Origin of the sequence: Magnetospirillum sulfuroxidans (assembly GCF_018224925.1) — a bacterium.
Lineage (GTDB): Bacteria > Pseudomonadota > Alphaproteobacteria > Rhodospirillales > Magnetospirillaceae > Magnetospirillum > Magnetospirillum sulfuroxidans.
Window position 1 is genome coordinate 36,020 of sequence record NZ_JAGTUF010000024.1, and the last position, 17,890, is coordinate 53,909.

The following is a 17,890-nucleotide window of genomic DNA, read 5'->3' on the forward strand; positions in this document are numbered from 1 at the left end:
CCCATAACGAAACTATATGGCAGGCATAGCAAATATCTTTTTCCAATGATAGCGCGTTTGCGGCAGCCTTAGGGGCAACGATAAAGCCTTAGGAGATGATCCGTGCAAAGCTTCCAGTGGGACGACGCCTTCCTGATCGAGGACCAACTGTCCGAAGACGAAAAGATGATCCGCGATGCGGCCCGGGCCTATTGCCAGGACAAGCTGCAACCCCGGGTGATTTCGGCCTTCCGCCAGGAACGCTTTGACCGCGAGATCATGACCGAGATGGGCGAATTGGGCCTGTTGGGGCCGACGGTGCCGGAAGAATACGGCGGACCGGGCGTCAATCACGTCGCCTATGGCCTGATCGCCCGTGAAGTCGAACGTGTGGATTCCGGCTATCGCTCGGCCATGAGCGTGCAATCGTCGCTGGTCATGCATCCCATCCATGCCTATGGCAGCGAAGAGCAGAAGAAAAAGTGGCTGCCCAAGCTGGCCACCGGCGAAGTCATCGGTTGTTTCGGTCTGACCGAGCCGGATTCGGGGTCGGACCCGGCCAGCATGCGCACGCGGGCGAAAAAGGTTGATGGCGGTTATCTGCTGACCGGCCAGAAAATGTGGATCACCAATTCCCCCATCGCCGATATCGCCGTGGTCTGGGCCAAGTCGGAAGCCCATGACGGCAAGATCAAGGGCTTCATCGTCGAACGCGGCGCCACCGGCTTTTCCACCCCGAAGATCGAGGGCAAGTTGAGCTTGCGCGCTTCGGTCACCGGCGAGATCGTCTTGGACGAAGCCTTTGTTCCCGAAGAAAACCTGCTGCCCAATGCCTCGGGTCTGGCGGGTCCCTTTGGCTGTTTGAACAAGGCGCGTTACGGCATCGCCTGGGGCGTGATCGGCGCCGCCGAGTTCTGCTGGCACGCCGCGCGTCAATACACCTTGGATCGCAAGCAGTTCGGTCGGCCGCTGGCCGCCAATCAGTTGGTCCAGTTCAAACTGGCCAACATGCAGACCGACATCGTCTTGGCCATGCAGGCCGCCTTGCGCGTCGGCCGGATGATGGACGAAGGCACTTGGGCGCCGGAAGCGGTGTCGCTGATCAAGCGCAACAATTGCGTCAAGGCGCTGGACATCGCCCGCGTCGCCCGCGACATGCACGGCGGTAACGGCATTGCCGACGAATTCCAGGTCATTCGCCACATGGTCAATCTGGAAACGGTCAATACCTATGAAGGCACCCAAGACGTCCATGCGCTGATCCTGGGCCGGGCCCAGACCGGTATTCAGGCGTTTTCATGAGCGGTCCGCTTTCTCACCTGCGCATCCTTGATCTGTCCCGTGTTCTGGCCGGCCCGTGGGCCGGTCAGATGCTGGCCGATCTTGGGGCCGAGGTCATCAAGGTGGAAAAACCCGAGGGCGGCGACGACACCCGCGCTTGGGGGCCGCCCTTCGCCGAGGGCGGCGAAAGCGCCTATTACCTGTCGGCCAATCGCGGCAAGCGTTCGGTGGCCATCGACATGGCCACCGCCGAGGGCCAGGAATTGATCCGCGCCCTGGCGGCCAAGTCCGATGTGGTGCTGGAAAACTTCAAGGTCGGCGGCTTGGCCAAGTATGGTCTGGATTATGCCGCGCTTAAGGCGGTCAAGCCTGACCTGATCTATTGTTCGATTACCGGTTTCGGCCAAACCGGTCCCTATGCGGCGCGGGCCGGCTATGATTTCCTGATCCAGGGCATGGGCGGCTTGATGAGCTTGACCGGCGATGCCAAGGGCGAACCGATGAAGGTGGGGGTGGCGCTGACCGACATCTTCACCGGCATGTATGCCAGTGTCGCCGTGCTGGCGGCGTTGGCCCATCGCGACCGCAGCGGCCAGGGCCAGCATATCGATTTGGCGTTGTTGGATGTGCAGGTGGCGGTGTTGGCCAATCAGGCCAGCAATTATCTGGTTGGCGGCATGATTCCGCAGCGCCTGGGCAATTCCCACCCCAACATCGTGCCCTATCAGGCCTTTGCCACTCAAGACGGTCACGCCATCTTGGCGGTGGGCAATGATGGGCAGTTCGCCCGCTTTTGCGCCGTCGCCGCCCGGCCGGATTTGGCCGAGGATTGCCGCTTCGCCACCAATGTGGAGCGGGTGCGCAATCGCGACATCTTGGTGCCGCTGCTCAAGGATGTGATGACGACGCGGAGTACCGCCGCCTGGATGACGGCGTTGGAGGCGGCGGGGGTGCCGTGCGGGCCGATCAACACCTTGGATCAGGTGTTCGCCGATCCCCAGGTGCGCCATCGGTCCATGGTGGTGTCGGTGCCGCATGCGCAGGCCGGTCACGTCGATCTGGTCGCCAATCCCATCCATTTGTCGGAGACGCCGATCACCTATGATCGGGCGCCGCCCCTGTTGGGAGCCGACACCACGACGGTTTTGACCGAATTGTTGGGGCTGAGCGTCGCTGAACGCGACGGCTTGCGGAACCGGGGGGTGATCGGCGGGTGATTGCCGGCTTGGGAAAGGTGCGTGTATGATCCCGTCCGCGATGAAGCGGACCTTCAAGGGGGCGGGCATGCGTTTGAGTTTGGTGGTGGCAGCCTTGGCGCTGGCGTTGTCCGGCTGCGGCTCCGCGCCGGAACCGCAAGCGACGGCGGCCAAGACCGCCCGTCCGGACATGGCTGGACGACCGAGTCTGAGCGGTGACTGGATGAGCGGCGCACGCTCCTATCGCTGGGGGGGAAGCAGTTTTTCCTCGGGGCCGGCGCTGATGGCTGTGGTCAATGATCGCATCGCCCGTCACATGACCTTGATTTCGACGCCGACCACCAATGTCGCCGCGTTGCGGGTTTTGTTGCCGCTGCCCGGCGGCGGCGACGCGGTGGTGGCCGAAGCCAGCCGGCAATTGGACATGGCTCGTATCGAGGCGATCCGTGCTGTCGGCATGTTCAAATCGGTGCGGGTGGAATTGACCGGTCGGGACAAATTCAAGGCGCGCGGTCACGATTACGTCTTGTTGCTGGAAAATGGGCAATGGCGGCTGAAAAACGGGAACGGCCTGGAAACGGTGGTTGACGATGGCGCCGATCTGACCGCGTTTCTGGATAATCTGGCCGCCGGCCTGGACCGGTTGCAAGGCGGCGGCGACTGGGCGGCAGTCTTGACGGTGGGGCCGTCGGGCCATGGCGTGCAGTTCCAAGGGCGCGAATATCTGTCGATGTTGCGGCTGAACGACGCATTCGATACCGCCAACGCTGAATTACTGAGGAAAATCAAGCCGACCGACAAGCCATTGGGCGGGCGGGCCTTGCTCGTCATTCCGACCATGGGGGCCAGCGACATTCAGTTGCGGCCGGGTGAGGATTTGGCGCTGCTGGACACCGCCCGCCAAGCCTATCGGCTGTCGCTGGACAAGCGCGTCGCCCGCTTCGTCGCCGCGTCCAAGGTGTTTTCCTTCGTCGCGGTGGAATTCGGCAATGATCCTGAACCGGCGCAAGGGGCGTTCGATTGGGTGCTCTGGCGCATGCCGGATGCCATGTCGTGGTCGGCGCGTGGCCGCGATGGCGTTGTGATGTCGGTGGTTCTGCCGATCTTGCCCGACGATTTCGCCGGCCAACTGATCCAGGCGATGACACCGCCGCCACCACCGCCCGCCGCCGAACCCGAGTCGATGCCGTCGGTTGGCGATCCGGTCACCGATGCGGGCGGCGAAATCATTATTCCCCCCCTTCCCTTGCCGCAGGAACCGCAGCAGTGACCGCAATGCCTTGGCTGAAACCCGCCGTCGAATATGGCCCCCTGGCCGTTTTCGTCGCTGTCTATTTTTCCCAGGGGCTGATGCCGGCGACGGTGGCGTTGATGATCGCCACCGTCATCGGAGTTGGAATGTCCTGGTTGGTCACCCGCAAGGTGCCGTTGATGCCGGTGGTCACCGCCGTCATCGTTTTGGTCTTCGGCGGCCTGACCTTGTGGTTGAACGATGAAAACTTCATCAAGATGAAGCCGACCATCATCTACGCCCTGTTCGCCATCGTCATCGGCGGCGGGCTGGCGCTGGGTAAAAGCGTGCTGAAAAAGGTTCTCGGCCACGCCGTCAGCATGGACGAAGCCGGCTGGCGGAGTTTGTCGGTGCGGGTGGCGCTGTTCTTTGCCGCCATGGCGGTGGCCAACGAGGTGGTCCGCCACGTCATGACCACCGATCATTGGGTGCTGTGGAAGATGCCGGGCAGTCTGATCATCACCTTGGTCTTCATGATGGCGCAAGGTCCGTTGATCCTGCGGCATCAGCTGGACCAAGAAAAAACATAAACGCTGTCACGCCCTTGCCGGCTGGCGCGTCATGAAGGCGTATCTGAACCATAAGGATCGCCATGATGAACACCCGTTTCGATATCGCCGCCCTGGCGGCTTCGGCCTATCAGGGCCTGTATGCCGTTTCCGAAACCCTGGCTCAATCCAGCCTGGGCGCGGGTTTCAAGCATCTGATTGATTTGCGGGTGTCGCAAATCAACGATTGTCATTTCTGCCAGAACCTGCACCGGGAATGGGGCGTGCGCGACGGGGTGTCGGCGGCGCGTTTGGAGGCGGTGGCCACGTGGCCGACCGCGCCGGAATTCACCGCGGCCGAACGCGCCGCCTTTGCCTGGGCCGAGACCTTGACCCGGCAGCAGGAAGCGAATGTCGAGGCCTTGTTGGCCGATCTGCGCAGCCATTGGTCCGAACAGGCCATTGCCGAACTGACCATGATCGTCGCGGTGATCAATGCCTGGAATCGGGTCGGCATCTCGGCTTATGCGCACTGAACCGGCCCTTGCCGATTTTCTTGGCCAGCGGCCGCGCTTGCGGCTGCTGGCCTATCGGCTGCTGGGCAGCGCCAGCGAAGCTGACGACGTGGTGCAGGATGCCTGGTTGAAATGGTGTCGGGTGGCGGACGGGGTCGATGATCCCGCCGCCTTTCTCACCACCCAGGTCACCCGATTGGCGCTGGATCGGCTGCGCACCGCGCGTCGCCGCGCCGCTTTGGGGGCACAATGGCTGCCCGAGCCGTGGGTCGAGCCGGTGGCGGCGGATGAATTCGACCTTTCCACCGGCCTGTTGCTGTTGCTTGAGCGCCTGACCCCGGATCAGCGGGCGGTCTATGTCCTGCGTGAAGCCATGGATCTGGATTTTGCCGAGATCGCCACCATTGTTGAAAAGAATGTGGCGACCTGCCGTCAAATCATGAGCCGGGCGCGGGTGGGGCTGAAGGGAGAGCCCCGCTTCGCCTGGGATGCGGAGCAGACCGCCACCGTGGTGCGCCGCTTCGCCGCCGCCTGCGATCAGCGCGACTATACCGCCCTGGTGGCATTGTTAGGGGGGGAAGCCCGCTTGATCAGTTATGCCGGCAAGAACGGCAAAGCCGCGCTGAACCCAATCTTGGGACCCGACCGGATCAGTCGTTTCCTGCTGGGGGTGCGCCGCAAGTTTCTGCCCGCCGATTTTCGCTTGCGCCAAATTACCGTCAACGGCCTGCCGGGGCTGAGTGGCGAAAGCGACGGGCAGGTGCGGTGGATGCTGAGTTTCGGCGTCGCCGACGACCGCATCCACCGTATCTACCTGCAAGCCGATCCTGATCTGTTGTCAGGAGCGGGGGCTCAGACCACATCCCGGTGATCGGAACCGATCACCGGCGCCCAAGCGGCGGGCGGATTTCTCCGAAACCCTTGCTGCCCGCGGCATAAGCCGCGCGGCCCCTTGGGCCTCACCAACTCTCGATGAGCTCCTCTCACCGGGATTTGGTCTCAGACCACCTGACCTTCGGTCAGGATCCGTTCCAGCGCGGCGACGCCGGCCGGCAGATCCAGCTTGGCGCCATGGGCTTTCAGGCTGGAGCCGAAGGCGTGCAGGGTGCGGAAAATGGTGTGAGCATGGCATTGCTCCCCCATTTGGCCGATGCGCAAGATATCCAGGCCGAAGGCGCCCGAGATTTCCACCCGGTGCACCTGCGACATGTGGCGGCGGACATCGTCGGGCGACACGCCCTCGGGCACCTTGATGCCGACCACCGAATTCAGCCGCGCTTCTTCCTTGACCAGTAATTCCAGGCCCATGGCCTCGACACCGCCTTGTAGCGCCAGCGAACATAATTCGTGACGGTGGAAGCGGGCCGGCAAGGTTTCGCTACAGATCAGCCGCAACGCTTCGTGAATGGCCATGATCCCCGATACCGGGGCGGTATAGTGATAGGAATTCTTGTTCCAGAACCGATCGGCCAGCCGGGCATCCAGGCACCAATGCGCCATCGGGGCGTTGCGGCCCTCGATGCGTCGCCACGCCTGATCGGAAAAGGCCAGCAGCGAGACGCCGGGAATGGATGACAGGCCCTTTTGTCCGCCGGTGATCAGGGCGTCGACGCCCCATTCATCCATGTCCAGACGCATGGTCGACAGCGTGCAGACGGCGTCGACGACCATCAGGCAGTCATGTTCGCGGGCGATGACGCAGATTTCCGGCAGATAGCGATTCCACACGGTATTGGACGTTTCGCCCTGAACGATGGTCAGCAGCGTCGGGCGATGTGCGCGGATGGCCGCTTCCACCTGATCGGGGCGGGCGGGCTCGCCACTGGCGATTTCCAAGATAACCACGTCGGCTTGGCAGCGTTCGGCCATTTCGGCCAGGCGACGGCTGAAATAGCCGTTGCACACCGCCAGCACCTTGGTGCCGGGCTCGACCAGATTGCACACCGCCATCTCCATGGCGGCCGAGGCCGGGCCGGCGACGCCGAGAATCTGTCCCGACTGGGTTTGGAAGACATAGCGGGCCATGGCTTTGACCTGTTCGACCACCCGGTTCATGGTCTCGCCCAGGTGATTGATGACGATGGAATTGGCCTGGGCCACCTTGGCCGGAATTGGCACCGGGCCTGCCCCCATCATCAGCAGGGGTTCATCGGGCAAAATACGATCGAGCGGGACGACGGACGGCGGCGGGTAGCGCATGGTTTCCTGTTCCTTTTGGGGTGCGCAATTCAGGGCGGCGCAAGCCCGCTTGTCAAGGATTTCGCCATGGTTAAATTGAATGGGTGAAATTCGCGTTCAAAGGAGGCGGTCATGCGCTGGTGGATGCTATGCTTGCTGTGCCTTGTGGCCGCGCCGGCCTGGGGGCAAAAGGCCGGAATTCCGGGTAAGTTCGATCATTACCTGTTGGCGTTGTCGTGGTCGCCGACATATTGCGCCGGCCGCGCCGGGCGTGGTGACACCGAACAATGCGGCGGCCCGCGTTCCTATGGCTTCGTCGTTCATGGCCTGTGGCCGCAATATGATCAAGACGGCTATCCGGTCGCATGCGTGGCCGCTCCGCCCCCGGTTCCTGACGATGTCGCCCAGGCGGCGTTGCCGATCATGCCCAGCCGCAAGCTGATCGAGCATGAGTGGGTGCGCCATGGCACTTGCAACGGCGGCACCCCGGCCGAGTTTTTCGCCAAGGCCCGCGCGGCTTTTGGCATCCTTCATATTCCGGCGGAATTCGTCGCGCCCAAAAGCCCCGTGCACATGCCGCCGCAACAGGTGGAGGCCTTGTTCATGCGGGACAATCCCGGTTTGACCGCCGATCAGCTGGCGGTGGTGTGTCGGGGGCGTTACGCGGCCGAAATCCGCGTCTGTCTTAGTAAGGATCTGAAATTCACCGCCTGTGGCAAGGGCGTGCGCGATCGCTGCGCCGGCGAGGTTTTGTTTCCACCCTCGCGTTAGGGTGGGCTTGCGTATTTCGCTTGTCAGCGTCTGAATGCTGACGCAGGCTTTCGCCGCTGCATTGCGCGGGTGGGGGAATGATGGATTTACACGGACCGGCGCAAGCCCTGTTGGTGCTGTCGGTGGCCGCCGCTGGCGGTTTGGCCCTGGGACAGATCAAGATTCGCGGCGTCAAGCTGGGGGTGGGCGGAGTTTTGTTCGCCGGCTTGGCGTTGGGCCATTTCGGCTTTTCCATGGACGCCACCATGTTGGCCTTCGCCCGTGAATTCGGGCTGGTGCTGTTCGTCTATGCCATCGGCGTATCGGTGGGGCCGGGTTTCTTCGAGGCGTTCAAGAAGGATGGCATGGTGCTGAACCTGATGGCCGCCGCCATTGTCGTCTTGGGGGCGTTGATGGCGGTGTTTGTCCATCTGGTCGGCGGGGTGGAATTGCCGGCCGCCTTGGGGCTGTTGTCGGGGGCGGTGACCAACACGCCGTCGCTTGCCGCCGGCCAGGAGGTCTTGGCGCAGATGGGGTTCTCGGGGGCGGTGCAAGGCCAAGCCTACGCCGTCGCTTATCCCTTCGGTATCATCGGTATCTTGGTGTCCATGTTGCTGTTGCGGCTGGTGTTCCGGCAGGACCCGGCCAAGGCGGCGGTGGCGTTCGATGCCGAACGCGCGGCCAAATACGTGGCGTTGGAGACCGTCAACGTCGAAATCCGCAATCCCGCCGTCTTCGGCGTGCGCTTGCGCGACCTGGACGAGCTCAAGGAAATGGGCGTCGTGTTGTCGCGGGTGTTGCACGATGGCTCGCAGCATGTGGTCAATGCCGAAGACAGCTTGGCCGAGGGCGACGTGGTGTTGGCGGTGGGGCCGGCGAACAAGCTGCCGCGCCTCAACCGGCTGTTGGGGCCGGTGGCGGCGATCGACCTGAAAGCCATGGATTCGGCCAATGTGGCATGGGAACGCCAAGTGGTCACCCGCTCCGAGGTGTTGGGCAAGACCCTGGGCGAGCTGAATTTGCGCGCCCATCACGGCGTGGTCATCAGCCGGGTCAATCGCGGCGACCACGAATTGGTGCCGAACGCCGATCTGAAATTGCAGTTCGGCGATATGCTGACCGTGGTCGGTCAGCCGGAATCCATGCCGTTGGTGGCCGGAATTATTGGCAACCGGTCAAAGGCTTTGCTGGAAACCCAGGTGCCGTCCATCTTCATCGGCATTGCCTTGGGCATGCTGCTGGGATCGTTGCCCATCGTTCTGCCGGGCCTGCCTTCCGCGATCAAGCTGGGGCTGGCCGGTGGTCCGTTGGTGGTGGCGATCGTCTTGTCGCGGTTGGGGCATCTCGGCAAGGTGGTGTGGTTCATGCCGCCCGCCGCCAATCATCTGATGCGCGATCTGGGGATCGCCCTGTTCCTGGCCGCCGTCGGCGTCAAATCCGGTCATGGCTTCGTCGAGACCTTGGTGCACGGTCCGGGGCTGTCGTGGATGGCCTGGGGCGTGCTGATCACCCTGGTGCCGCTGGTGAGCGTGGCGCTGGTGGGGACCTGGATTACCGGCGTGAATTATCTGACCATGTGTGGATTGCTGTCGGGTTCGATGACCGATCCGCCGGCTTTGGCTTTCGCCCAGGGGCTGGCCGCGTCGGAAGCGCCGATCTTGTCCTATGCCGCCGTTTACCCGTTGGTCATGGTGTTGCGGGTGATCGCGCCGCAGCTTATCGCCTTGATCCTATGGACGGCGTGACGTCTGTCGCCTGAAAAGCCGCGCGCCCCATTGCGGGGCGCGCGGCCTGTTCGTTGAGAGGAGCTCTTCAGGTCTCGTCTGCGATGGCGGGAGGAGGTTGCCACCGTGAACGTGTCTGTACAATGACAGCGTTCGATTTCTGCGGCAAGGGTTGTGCCGCTATTTGATGCACATGACACGTATGTTCAAAAAACAGGCAATCCATCTCATCGTCATCGACGCGGTCGTGAATAATCCATTCTGGACTTGCCTGAAAGTGGTGGAGTGGTCTTAATTATCGTGCATATCGGAAGGGGCAGGGGAATCATTGGAAGCGCAGCGTCTGCTTGAACTCGAACGGGAAAATGCCGAGTTGCGGCTGTTCCGGGCGGCTTTTGACATGGCGGCCGAGGCCGTGGTGGTTTGTGATCATGATTGGCGCGTCCTGGTGGCCAACCCTGCTTTCACCGCCATTACCGGCTATCACGGGGACGAAGTTTCCGGGCGTCATGCCGGGTTGATGTACGCCACCTTGGGGGATGGGCGTTTTCTTGACGACGTGGCCGAGGAACTGCGCCGCGGCACCGCCTGGGAAGGCGAGGCCTGGAGCCGGCGCAAGAGTGGCGAGGCCTATCGCCAGGGACTTTCCATTGCCTGTGAACATGACGTGCGCGGCGGCGCCAATCGCTATGTTCTGATGTTCCGCGATATCAGCGAGGCTCGCGATAATGCGGAAAAGCTGTGGCGCCACAGCAATTACGACACCTTGACCGAATTGCCCAATCGCGGTTTGCTGCTGGACCGCCTGCTCCAGGCCCTGGTTCTGGCCGGGCGCGAACATTGCCGTGCCGCGGTGTTGTTCATCGGCCTTGATGGCTTCAAGACCATCAACGACACCTTGGGCATGACCGTGGGGGACATGGTGTTGCGCGAATGCGCCCACCGTTTCGGCTTGGCTTTGCGCAAGGGGGATACGCTGGGGCGTTTCGGCGGCGACGAATTCATTGCCGTCTTGACCAATATCGGCAAGGAAGACGAGGTCGAGGCCATTGTCCGCACCTTGCTGGAATCGCTGCAAGAACCGCTGCTGATCGAAGCCCATCAGATTTTGCTGTCGTGTTCCATCGGCATCAGCCTGTGGCCCGGCGACGGCGAGGACGTGGAAACGCTGATGCGCAATTCGTCCAGTGCCTTGCAACAGGCCAAATTGGCCGGGCGCGGGACGTTCCGCTTTTTCACCCCGACCATGGATGCCCGCGCTCAGGCTCGGTCGCGGCTGGCCGGGGAATTGTCGGACGCGCTTGAACACGACGAATTCTCGCTGGTCTATCAGCCGGTGATTGATATGGCCAGTGGCGTCGTTGCCGGCGCCGAGGCGCTGCTGCGATGGCAAAATCGTTATATCGGCGCCATCAACCCCGAACAATTCGTCCCGCTGGCGGAGGAAATGGGCATGATCTTGCCCATCGGCGAATGGCTGACATTGGCCGCGTGTCGCGAGGCGATGGCGTGGCAGGGCTGTGGGGTTGGGCCGTTGCGCATCGCCATTAATGTTTCGCCCCGGCAGGTGCAGCAGACCGATATCGCCGAAACCTTGCGCCGGGCCTTGGATGAAACCGGATTGTCGGCATCGCTGGTGACGGTGGAGATCACCGAAAGCCTGATCCTGGGGGCGGGGGCAGAGGTGGTGCGGAAACTGGAACGGGTCCGCGACCTTGGCGCCACCATCGCCGTCGATGATTTTGGCACCGGCTATGCTTCCCTGTCTTATCTCAAGCATTTTCCCGTCGATGTCTTGAAAATCGACCGTTCGTTCGTCGCCGAGGCGTTGGCTAATTCGGAAGACGCCCGGCTGATCGAAGCGATCATCGCCTTGGGCCATTCCCTCGGCATGAAGGTGGTGGGGGAGGGGGTGGAAACCTTCGAACAGCAGATGTTCCTAGCCGAACGCGGCTGTGATCTGGCCCAGGGCTATCGCTTCTCGCCGCCCTTGGCGGCGGAGCGGTTTCGCGAATTCGTCTTACAGTCGCGCGCCTTGCAACCGTAAGAATAAGGTCTTCACCTGATGACGTGGAGGCCGAGGCCTGCGACAAATTCAGATGCGCGGGATTTTGTTCCGATTGATGGTACTGCTGGCCGTCGTGGTGCCTGGACTTTCCAGAGCCGCCACCCCGGTGGCCGAACATGGCGTCATCGATCTTCGCGGCACTGATTTCGCCCGCATCGGCTCGGTTGATCTGGCCGGCGACTGGGGCATTGTCTTGGGCTCGGATTCGTCGCGGGCTTTCGCCTGGACGGTGGATTCCTATCTTCAGCAGCCCGGTTCGTGGAATGACGCCTATCCGGGGACCGGCAACGCGGTGATGGTTCTGCGGGTGCTGTTGCCGGAAAGCGCGCCGCCGCTGGCCCTGGCCATTCCCGACATCAACAGTGCTTGGCGGTTGCATGTGGATGGGGTTCTGGTCCGCTCGCTCGGCGAGTTGGGGCTGGATGCCGGATCGGAAGTCCCGGTGCTGGAGCGGGTGCTGGTGCCGTTGCCGCTGGGGCGGCCGTTCGTCGATCTGGTCTTCGAGATTTCCAATCATCACCATTCCGAAGGCGGGATCACTCGTGCCGTCCGCATCGGTCAGGCCGAGGTTCTGGCGTTAGAGGCCGAACGGCTGACGGCGCTGCCGCTGGCGGCATTCGGCGCTTTGCTGATGATCACCTTGATGGCGCTGGCCTTCTACGCCGGGGGCAAGCGTTCCGCCGCCTTTTTGGTCTTTGCCTTGTTCACCGCGCTGGTGGCGGCCCGCACCTTCGCCGCCGCCCAGCTTTACGTGTTGATCGGTCACGAGATGCGGGCCGATTTGTGGTCCTTGCCGGTGGCCTATGCCACGTTGTTCGTGTTTCCCGGGATCTATTTTGTTTTTCTGCGCGAATTGCTGCCCGACGAGGCGCCGCGCTCCTTGGCTTGGGGGGGCTATGGCCTGTCGGCGGTGATGGTGGCGGTGGCGCTGTTCACCCCATCGGCTTTTTATAGCGGTTTTCATGACCTGTTCATGCTGCTTAATCTGGCGGCGCCGGTGGTCGGGGTGGGGCTGTCGGCGTGGGCCATCATCCGTCGCCGATTGGGGGCCAGTTGGCTGATGGCCGGCTCGCTGGTGCTGTCGGTGGCCTTAGCCAATGATATTTTGCACTACGCCCGCATCATCAACAGCACCGATCTGGTGTCGGTGGGCTTTGCCGCCTTCGCCTCGTGTTATTTTGCCGCGCTGGCGTTGCGGATGTTCCACGCCGAGCGGTCGGCGTCCGAGCGGTTGGCGACGCTCAACCACGATCTGGAAGGCTTGGTCGCGGCCCGCACCGCCTCGCTTGCCGAAGCGCTTGAGGTCGCCGAGCGGGCTTCCAAGGCCAAATCCGAATTCCTGGCGGTGATGAGCCATGAAATCCGCACTCCGCTCCATGGCTGGGCCGGTCTGACCGAATTGCTGGCGCAAACCCAATTGGACGATCAGCAACGCAAATATGTTCGCCTGTTGCGCCGCACGGCCGAGCAGTTAAGTCGGCTGATCGGCAACATCTTGGAATTGGCCGGCATGGAGACCGGCCGCGTGCGGTTGGAACCACAGCCCTTGCGGTTGGATGAACTGACCGAGGAAATGGCGGCGCTGGTGCGCGGTCAGGCCGGTGATCGCGGCCAAGGCTTCGCCATGCATTGCGCCGCCGATCTGCCGGCCGGAATGATGGCCGATGAGGGGGCGGTGTTGCAGGTTCTGCGCACCTTGCTTGACCGCTTGGGCACGGCCAGCGGCGATCTGCTCTTGGGGGTGTCGGCCCCCTTGCCACATCTGGTGGTCACCCTGTCCGGTCCGGCGCGGGACGATGTGGAAAGCGCCGGCGACAGCGATATCGGTCAGGCGCTTTGTCGCAATCTGGTTGAAGCCATGGGCGGCGAATTGTCCATCCGCCGTCAGGACAATCATGTGGAAGCCTGGCTGCGTTTACCGCTGTCCGAGGCGCTGCCGCCTGAACCTCGACGGCAGGACCAGCCCCGGCATGTGCGGGTGTTGCTGGCCGATGATGTGGAATTGAACCGATTGGTGCTTCGCGGCTTCCTTTCGACCACCGGCTGGAGCGTCGATGAAGCGGCCGACGGTCGTCAGGCGGTGGCCATGGTGGAAGCCGGGCGTTACGATTTGATCGTTCTGGATTTGCGCATGCCGGTGATGGATGGTTTCGCCGCCGCGCGCGCCATCCGGCAGTGGGCCCACGAAACCGGGAACAAGGCGCCGCCGCTGGTGGCGCTGTCGGCCGGCGCCGCCGCCGCTGACCGTCAGCAGGCCGAGGCGGCAGGTTTCACCATCTTCCTGGCCAAGCCCATTGGTCCCGATGCCTTGGTCGCCAGTCTGTCCGCCTTGTTGCCGGCGACCAGCTTGCCGCCGCCGCCCTCGCCGCCTTCCGGACTGGAAGGCCTGATGCCGGCGTTTTTGGCGGAAATGGACAAGGACGCGGTGCTTTTGCAGGAATTGCAGGCTGGCGATCGGTTCGTCTTGATCGACCATGTCCACGCCATGCGCGGCAAATGCGGCATGTTCGGTGAAAACCTGTTGTTCGATCTGCTGTCGCAGCTGGAACAAGACATCCCTGCTGCGTCGCAGCAAGAAATTTCGGCACAAGTGGTTGCGGCAGTTGAACGGGTCAGTCAACTGCGCCAATATCAGTGAAACCTGACGTTGGCTCATCATGAAAATAACCCAGTTCACAGATTACTCTTTACGGTTGCTGATCTATTTGGCCATGCACCGGGATAGGGTTTCTACCGTTCGCGAAGTCTCTGATTTTTATTCCATCTCGTCCGAACATCTGAAAAAGATTGTCCGCCGCCTATCCGAATTGGGCCATATCAGCACCGTGCGGGGAAAAAACGGCGGGCTGATGCTGGCGCGCGAGCCGTCCGAGATCAATCTGGGCGCATTGTTACGGCAATCGGAAAATCTTAATCTGGTTCCCTGCCACGAAGCTGGTGACACTTGTCCCATTGCCGGTTGCAAGCTCCGCTGCGTCATTGAAACCGCCCGCGACGCTTTTCTCGGCGTGTTCGACGGCAAGACGCTCGCCGACATTCAGTCCTGACGCGAAGATCGTGCGGCGAAACCTTAACGCCAGAATGGGGTGGCTTTGCGCAACAGCTTCCAGGTTGCCTGCGCTTGGCGCAGCAATCCGGGGCGGCGGGTTTCGTGCCAGCCACAGATCAGCCCGGCGGCCCAGGCCCAATCGCCACGGTGATGGGAACGGGCGAGGCGTGGCCCCGCCACCGCCAGATCGTTCAGCCCGCCCAGATTTTCCTGCAAATCAGCCAGCAGATTAAGAAACGGCTTGCTGGCGCTGCGCGGATACAGGCTGGCGAAGAATTCGCCAGCATAGCGCATCTGTTTGCCGATGATGCGGACCTGGTGCAATTCCTCGGTCGGCAGGTGGGCCAGGTTGTTGCCGCCAGCCTTGATCAAACGGTGATGCGTTCGTTTCAGCACGCGGCGGGCGAAATCGTCCAAGCGGGTATCGGCCAAGGCCGGGGCATGCCATTCGGCGGCGGTCACCCAATGTCCCAGGCGTAACAACAGCAAAGTGAAACGGTTGTCATCGACGGCGGCCACGGCGGCGGCGAAATCACGATCCCGCTGTTCCTGCCATTCCCCATAGAGCTGGGGCAGGGCAGGGGCATCGGGATGGCGACACAGGACCGGCTTAAGGATCTCGGCCAAAAAGACGTCACCGTCGCGGGCCGGCCCCAGATGGGCGAGCAACCAGCGTAATTCTTGCCTGAGTGGGGGCAGTTGCGGCCCGGCCAGCAAAGGCTTGAAGACCTTGATGGCCGATCGCAGCCGTCGCAAGGCTACGCGGGCCTGATGCACGGCCTCGGCGGCGTGGTTTCCGCGCAGGGCCGCTTCGTTGGCCAGCAGGTGGTGCAGACAATTCCGCGCGATGACCTGAAAGGCGCTGGCCACTTTCATGTCTGCGGTCAAGGCCAGCGGCGCGGCCTTCACCGGTTTGAGTTCGCCGTTGCCGGCCAAGCCAAAGCCGCGATCCGATTTGCTTTGGCTTTGCAGCCGACAGGGCAAGGCGGCGGCGATGGCTTGGGCCATGTCAAACAAGGCGAGGGATGGCCCGCGCCGCAATTCCATTTCGATTTCGCTCACGGCGCTGCGCTGTGTGCCGGCGATAATCTCTCCTCGATCAAGGGCCAGTTCGATTTCCCAATCGGGGGTGGCGAGGATATGAAGGGTCCGGCGGATTTCGGTGGTGAACACCGGGCGCAGGCGTTCGGGTAATCCTTGTTGGCGAAACGGGGACAAGCCGGTGGCCAGCAGATGCGGCAGATGGATTTGTCCCAAGGGAACGTCGATTTCCCATTCCCGCCGCTCGAATAAGCCGGCCGTGCGGTCGCCGCTATTCTTGACCGTTTGCAGCCAAAGACCGCCGCCTTGACGCAGCCGTAAGGTGATGCCGGCTTTTTGCAGTTCCATTTCCGGGGTGTCGTAATAGGTCGAGCAAAGCTGCTGTGTCTTCGCCCGCCCGGTCTTGTTGCGGGCGATGGCCGGCAGGCGGGGAATGCGATCCAGCAGGGCGGCATCGACGGCCAGTTTCAGCTCGGTCTCGGTGCTGTCCATGATGGCTCCCTTATGGTCCTGTCTTATATAGCATCGCGGACGAAACACGGCGATTAAGGAAGTGTGAACGCCTTACCGTCATTGTTGAGTAAGAATCTCAGCGCGGCCGCACTGTTCCCACGCGGTCGCTGGTTCATGGGGGAAATGGATGAGCACCCTTTCTCGTCTGCGACGCGGCGCTGCCATGGTCTTGGTGCTGTCGGCGCTGGCTGGCTGTCAGGCCTTGATCGATCCGGGCGGTACGCAGAATACGGTCGAGGGCGTCATCAACAGCGACGCTTCCGACCGGGCCATGAGCGCGCTGACCCGTGGCGATTACAGCACCGCCGAGCGTTACGCCCTGACCGCGCTCCGCTATAACCCACGCGATCCGCTGGCCTTGCTGGTTGCCGGTCTGGCTTATCAGGGACTGGGGCGCTATGACTTGGCGCGGCAATATTACGAAGTGATCATCACCACCAATGTGCCGGGCTCGATCATGACGCCGGGGGATGGTGGGGTGGCGATGCCGCGTTCGATCGTCGATATCGCCCGCGCCAACATGGCTGCCATCGACAAGATGAGTGGCCGTTACGTCCCGCGTTCGGCGGCGGAATCCGGTCGTGCTCCCGGCGCTTCGGCAATCGGGGCGCCGGCTTTGCCGTTTGGCGATCCGGCCCCGCTGGTCAGTGCGGATCGTCCTCAGGCCGGGGTGGGGGCTTTGCGTCCCATTGGCGCCGATGCCGCCAACGGTATGAATTCATCGGCCGAAGTCAATGCGATCAGTCGGTTCCGCATTCTCAAGCGGCTGTTGGATGACGGCCTGATCACCCCCGACGAGTATCGTGCCCGTCGCAACGCCAACACCGGTGCCTTGCTGCCATATAGTGGTCAGGCTCCCTCGACCGGGTTGGAGCGGCCGGTTCCGGCCGATACCGCCTTGTCGGCGCGGTTGCGGGCTTTGGCGCAAAGCCTGGAAGGGCGGGCGATCTCGCCGGCCGAGCATGCGGCGGAACGCACCGCGATCCTCGATGCCTTGTTGCCGGACAAGCCCCGGCGAACCGAAGTGGCGCCGTTGCCGCCCCGCGACCTGTTAGAGGCCGGACAAGCTGTCGGCCGGGTCGAACGTCTGCTGGCGGCGGGGCTGATTTCCACCGACGAGGCCAAAAAGGAAAAGACGGCGATCGACCAACGCTACACGACCCAGATGGGGACGCAGCGGGTTGAGGGCAGCGTTACCGGTCTGCGGCCTGGCGGCAGCGAGCCGGTGGCGCCAAAGAGTGCCGCCACGGCCAGCAAGCCGGCAAATGGCAAGTGGGGCGTGGCCTTGGCCTCGGCCACCAGCGAGGACGAGGCGCGAACCTTGTGGGAGGGCATCAAGCGCAAGTTCCCCGAGGAATTGGGCAAATACGAGGGCAGCTTCCGCAGCACTGCCGATGGTAGCAAGTGGCGGGTGCTGGCTGGTCCGTTGGCCTCGAAGACGGCGGCGACCAAGCTGTGCAAGACGCTGAAACTGCATCGCCAGTCCTGCGATGCCGCCGGCATGTGATGTTTGGGGCGGCGTGATGGCAGATCGCCAGGGCCTCAGGTCCGGCTCCGTTTGCGGTCATCGGTGGCATTATTTTCCATAGGGTGTTCGTGATTCTTGGTGGCTGGAAAATCAGGCGCTACCGTCACCCACCCTCTTGCCAACGTCCTGGGACAGGGGTATCCTCAAATTTCGTCCGCACTCGAAAGTGCCGTCACAAGACGGTAAAATAGAGGTTGACGGACGATCTGGCCGGGCGTACAAACCGGCCTCCCCGCTGGACGGAGCGATCTTGAGGGCGGGGGGCGCGGAGGGGAGCAATGGCTTCGCG

General features: G+C 62.6%; 14 protein-coding genes. 12 read left to right on the forward strand and 2 right to left on the reverse strand.

Annotated elements, in window-relative coordinates; translation table 11 throughout:
* Window positions 1–102 precede the first annotated feature (102 nt).
* The 6 genes from KEC16_RS17420 to KEC16_RS17445 all read left to right on the forward strand — a co-directional run bounded on the left by KEC16_RS17420 (window position 103) and on the right by KEC16_RS17445 (window position 5,621).
* Complete coding sequence (locus KEC16_RS17420; RefSeq protein WP_211551302.1) at window positions 103–1,281, forward strand: acyl-CoA dehydrogenase; 1,179 nt, start codon at window positions 103–105, stop codon at window positions 1,279–1,281.
* Window positions 1,278–2,477: a CaiB/BaiF CoA transferase family protein gene (locus KEC16_RS17425; RefSeq protein WP_211551304.1), complete on the forward strand. Its 1,200-nt coding sequence runs from the start codon at window positions 1,278–1,280 to the stop codon at window positions 2,475–2,477. The genes KEC16_RS17420 and KEC16_RS17425 overlap by 4 nt, the downstream gene beginning before the upstream one ends.
* Before the next feature lie 67 nt (window positions 2,478–2,544).
* A complete protein-coding gene (locus KEC16_RS17430; protein WP_211551306.1) occupies window positions 2,545–3,726 on the forward strand; it encodes a hypothetical protein in 1,182 nt (393 codons plus the stop codon).
* Between the two features lie 5 nt (window positions 3,727–3,731).
* Complete coding sequence (locus KEC16_RS17435) at window positions 3,732–4,277, forward strand: septation protein A (RefSeq protein ID WP_211551331.1); 546 nt, start codon at window positions 3,732–3,734, stop codon at window positions 4,275–4,277.
* 62 nt (window positions 4,278–4,339) lie between these two features.
* Window positions 4,340–4,771, forward strand: coding sequence for a carboxymuconolactone decarboxylase family protein (locus KEC16_RS17440; RefSeq protein ID WP_249209290.1), 432 nt, complete (start codon window positions 4,340–4,342; stop codon window positions 4,769–4,771).
* Window positions 4,761–5,621, forward strand: a complete 861-nt coding sequence (locus tag KEC16_RS17445) for a sigma-70 family RNA polymerase sigma factor (protein WP_211551307.1) — start codon at window positions 4,761–4,763, stop codon at window positions 5,619–5,621. Before KEC16_RS17440 ends, KEC16_RS17445 begins: the two co-directional genes overlap by 11 nt.
* Window positions 5,622–5,749: 128 nt before the next feature.
* Here KEC16_RS17445 and KEC16_RS17450 read toward each other — a convergent pair whose 3' ends face one another.
* Entirely contained in the window at window positions 5,750–6,949 is a 1,200-nt protein-coding gene (locus KEC16_RS17450; RefSeq protein ID WP_211551309.1) for a pyridoxal-phosphate-dependent aminotransferase family protein, read from the reverse strand.
* 111 nt (window positions 6,950–7,060) lie between these two features.
* Between KEC16_RS17450 and KEC16_RS17455 the strand changes: the two genes are divergently transcribed.
* The 5 genes from KEC16_RS17455 to KEC16_RS17475 all read left to right on the forward strand — a co-directional run bounded on the left by KEC16_RS17455 (window position 7,061) and on the right by KEC16_RS17475 (window position 14,517).
* On the forward strand, window positions 7,061–7,699 hold the full coding sequence (locus tag KEC16_RS17455; RefSeq protein WP_211551311.1) for a ribonuclease T2 family protein: 639 nt from the start codon (window positions 7,061–7,063) through the stop codon (window positions 7,697–7,699).
* Between the two features lie 77 nt (window positions 7,700–7,776).
* Window positions 7,777–9,423, forward strand: coding sequence for a putative transporter (locus KEC16_RS17460; protein WP_211551312.1), 1,647 nt, complete (start codon window positions 7,777–7,779; stop codon window positions 9,421–9,423).
* A 307-nt stretch (window positions 9,424–9,730) separates the two neighbouring features.
* Complete coding sequence (locus KEC16_RS17465) at window positions 9,731–11,449, forward strand: putative bifunctional diguanylate cyclase/phosphodiesterase (RefSeq protein ID WP_211551314.1); 1,719 nt, start codon at window positions 9,731–9,733, stop codon at window positions 11,447–11,449.
* Window positions 11,450–11,525: 76 nt separating this feature from the next.
* A complete protein-coding gene (locus tag KEC16_RS17470) occupies window positions 11,526–14,108 on the forward strand; it encodes a response regulator (RefSeq protein ID WP_249209295.1) in 2,583 nt (860 codons plus the stop codon).
* Window positions 14,109–14,127: 19 nt separating this feature from the next.
* Window positions 14,128–14,517 carry an RrF2 family transcriptional regulator gene (locus tag KEC16_RS17475; protein ID WP_211551318.1) on the forward strand — a complete coding sequence of 130 codons (390 nt, stop codon included), beginning with the start codon at window positions 14,128–14,130 and terminating at the stop codon, window positions 14,515–14,517.
* A gap of 23 nt (window positions 14,518–14,540) precedes the next feature.
* Here the strand turns inward: KEC16_RS17475 and KEC16_RS17480 are convergent, their stop codons facing one another.
* The gene (locus KEC16_RS17480) at window positions 14,541–16,052 is read right to left on the reverse strand and encodes a CYTH and CHAD domain-containing protein (protein WP_211551320.1); all 1,512 of its coding nucleotides are present in this window, start codon (window positions 16,050–16,052) and stop codon (window positions 14,541–14,543) included.
* A 148-nt stretch (window positions 16,053–16,200) separates the two neighbouring features.
* Here KEC16_RS17480 and KEC16_RS17485 point away from each other — a divergent pair, with 148 nt between their 5' ends.
* Entirely contained in the window at window positions 16,201–17,580 is a 1,380-nt protein-coding gene (locus KEC16_RS17485) for a tetratricopeptide repeat protein (RefSeq protein WP_249209291.1), read from the forward strand.
* The last annotated feature ends 310 nt before the right edge of the window (window positions 17,581–17,890 follow it).